The sequence below is a fragment of the Falsiroseomonas sp. E2-1-a20 genome (genome assembly GCF_051433195.1).
GTDB lineage: Bacteria > Pseudomonadota > Alphaproteobacteria > Acetobacterales > Acetobacteraceae > Falsiroseomonas.
The window spans coordinates 1-2,415 of record NZ_JBHMFT010000127.1 but is presented as its reverse complement, the minus strand read 5'-3'; the positions used below and the strand labels follow the sequence as shown (position 1 = coordinate 2,415).

Here is a 2,415-nt window from a genome sequence, read left to right as displayed (position 1 = left end):
TGAGCCTGCGAACCATCCATAGCCGCGGGGTCGGATGTAGCGCTCCGGACCGAAGTCCATGGCGAGGAAGTCGAAGGTGTCGGAGAAGATGAGGGGTGCGCCGCTCAACAGCAGTGCGGGCCAAGTCAACGCCAGTGCGGTGGCAAGGACCACGGAGACGAGCCGAAGGCCCGCAATTGCATGCGGTGGAGGCACGCTCGAAGGCGAGGGCGTTGACCGGTCGCTCATCGTCACCCGCTAGTACAAAAACGGTGGCGCGGCTGACTTACCATGGTGGGGCAGCGGCGTGTTCAGCTGGCGGTCTGGCGAGCACGCAGTAGTCGTGAACCAGTCGTTTGGTGGACGTGCCGCGCATCGGCACTGGGCGCCGCAGGGCGGGACCATGCCAAGCCCCCAGTTCGCCCCGCGCTGCTTTCCAGGGCTGGCACAACACCCGCAGGACCAAATCGATTTAGGATCGGTATCGTTTGGAACCAACATAGGCGACGCCGAAACCGCGCGGTGCTGAAGCGTTATCTTGGGGGTGCGGGTCTTCCACCTGGCGCAGGTGTTCGCGCAGCAGCGACACATCGGCCTCCATCGTCACCAGCACTCGTGCCGATCATGCGGGCTGGTCCTGTCAGCCCCGGCGGCGGGATTTCCGCCCGCTCCGGCGCATCGGGATCGCGGCCCTGCGCCAGGTCCAGTTGCCGCATCACCGGTGTCACCGTCAGCCCGTGCAGCAGGATGGACAGCAGCACGATCAGCCCGATGATCGCCCATAGCCGCTCCGCCTCGGCGAAGTCGGCATGGTTCAGCGCATAGGCCAGGTAGTAGAAGGACCCCACGCCGCGGATCCCGAAGAAGGCCAGCGTGGCCTTCTCGCGCCAGGCAGCGCGCAGTCCGACCAGGCCGATCAGCCCGGCCAGCGGCCGCACCACCAGCAGCACCGCCAGTGCCACGCCGATATCCACCCAGCGCAGCGGCGCCAGCAGGCCGTTGACCAGCGCGCCGCCGAACAGCAGCAGCAGCACCATCATCGCCAGACGCTCCACCTGCTCCGTCACGTCGTGCATCTCGCGGTGGAATTCATGCTTCCGGTGCGCGTGGCGCAGCGTCAGCGCGGTGACGAAGACGGCCAGGAAGCCGTAGCAATGCACCATCTCCGTCAGCCCGTAGGAGACGAAGGTGGCGCCGATGGCGATCAGACCATCGCCGGTCTGCGCCAACTGACTTTCCGCCGGAATGCGGAAGGTCAGCCAGCCGAAGACGCGCCCGACCAGCCAGCCGCCGACCACGCCGACCCCGATTTCCCAGATCACGTTGTAGCCGAGCCATTCCAGCAGCCAGGGCTCGCCGGTGCCGGCGCTGAGCGCCAGCACGATGGCCAGGTTCACGAAGGGAAAGGCCAGGCCGTCGTTCAACCCGGCCTCGGAGGTCAGGCCGAAGCGGACCTCATCCTCCTCCCCGGACATCGGCGGGCCGACCTGGACATCCGCGGCCAGCACCGGGTCGGTCGGCGCCAGGCTCGCCCCCAGCAGCAGCGCCGCCACCCAGGGCAGCCCGGCCCAGGCGCCGAGCCCGGTGATGGCCAGGATGCTCAGCGGCATGGTGATGGCCAGCAGCCGCCAGGTCACCGCCCAATGGCGGAAGTGGAACATGCGGTCCAACTTCAGCCCGGCGCCCATCAGCGCGATGATCACCACGAATTCGGTGAAGCGCTCGGTGATCTCGGGGTGGTCCATCGGCATCGGCCGGATCCCGACCTGCGGCAGCGCGAAGATCGCGGCGCCGAGCGCGATGCAGACGATCGGCAGCGACAGCGGCAGCCGCCTCAGCGCCAGCGGCAGCCAGGCGACCAGCGCGATGAGGACACCAAGTCCGGTGAGCGCGACGATGTAGGGGGCAGGCAACAAATCGGAGAAATCGGGCATCAACGGGTAACGGTGCAGGACTGCCGGCGTTCGCCCTCAGCGCGACAGCCGGCGCGGTACCTCCGACCACATCCAGGCCGTCTCGCGATCCGCCCCGCGGTGATATCCAGGGCCGGTGTGTGACCGCCGCCGCCGCTCTTCGCACCGAAGGTGTTTGAGAATCACGAATTCAACGCCCTCTGCAGCCCCCCACACCTTGGCGGCGCGAATCCAGGCCCGCGCCGCTCCATCTCAGGCCTCAGCCACGCTGCCGGCGGCGGCGCACCAGGCCGAGACCGAACAGGCCCGCACCCAGGATCGCGAGCGAAGCCGGCTCCGGCACCGGCACCGGCTGGCCGGGGCTGATCGTAGCGCCCGCGGTGGACCGCAGCGAGATGGTGTAAAGCTCACCGACAAGCAGCGGCGTGGAGGTGAAGGTGTCGGTGAACGACACCGGCCCGATGGTGCCCGTCGGCGGGATGCCACCGGCCGAGCCGGCCTGGCGATTGATGTTGGTGGGCGT

The 2,415-nt window shown here is 68.2% G+C and carries 2 protein-coding genes; both read right to left on the bottom strand.

Going from position 1 to position 2,415, the window contains the following annotated elements:
* Positions 1–512: 512 nt before the first annotated feature.
* Positions 513–1,913: a cation:proton antiporter gene (locus ACFHPP_RS30820; protein WP_437167042.1), complete on the bottom strand. Its 1,401-nt coding sequence runs from the start codon at positions 1,911–1,913 to the stop codon at positions 513–515.
* Between the two features lie 238 nt (positions 1,914–2,151).
* Positions 2,152–2,415, bottom strand: a 264-nt coding sequence (locus ACFHPP_RS30815) for a PEP-CTERM sorting domain-containing protein (protein WP_437167041.1), incomplete at its 5' end; no start/stop codon positions are given.

Excerpts from the sequence above, each read along its gene's own strand:
- ACFHPP_RS30820 (WP_437167042.1), bottom strand. The coding sequence starts at position 1,913 with ATGCCCGATTTCTCCGATTTGTTGCCTGCCCCCTACATCGTCGCGCTC.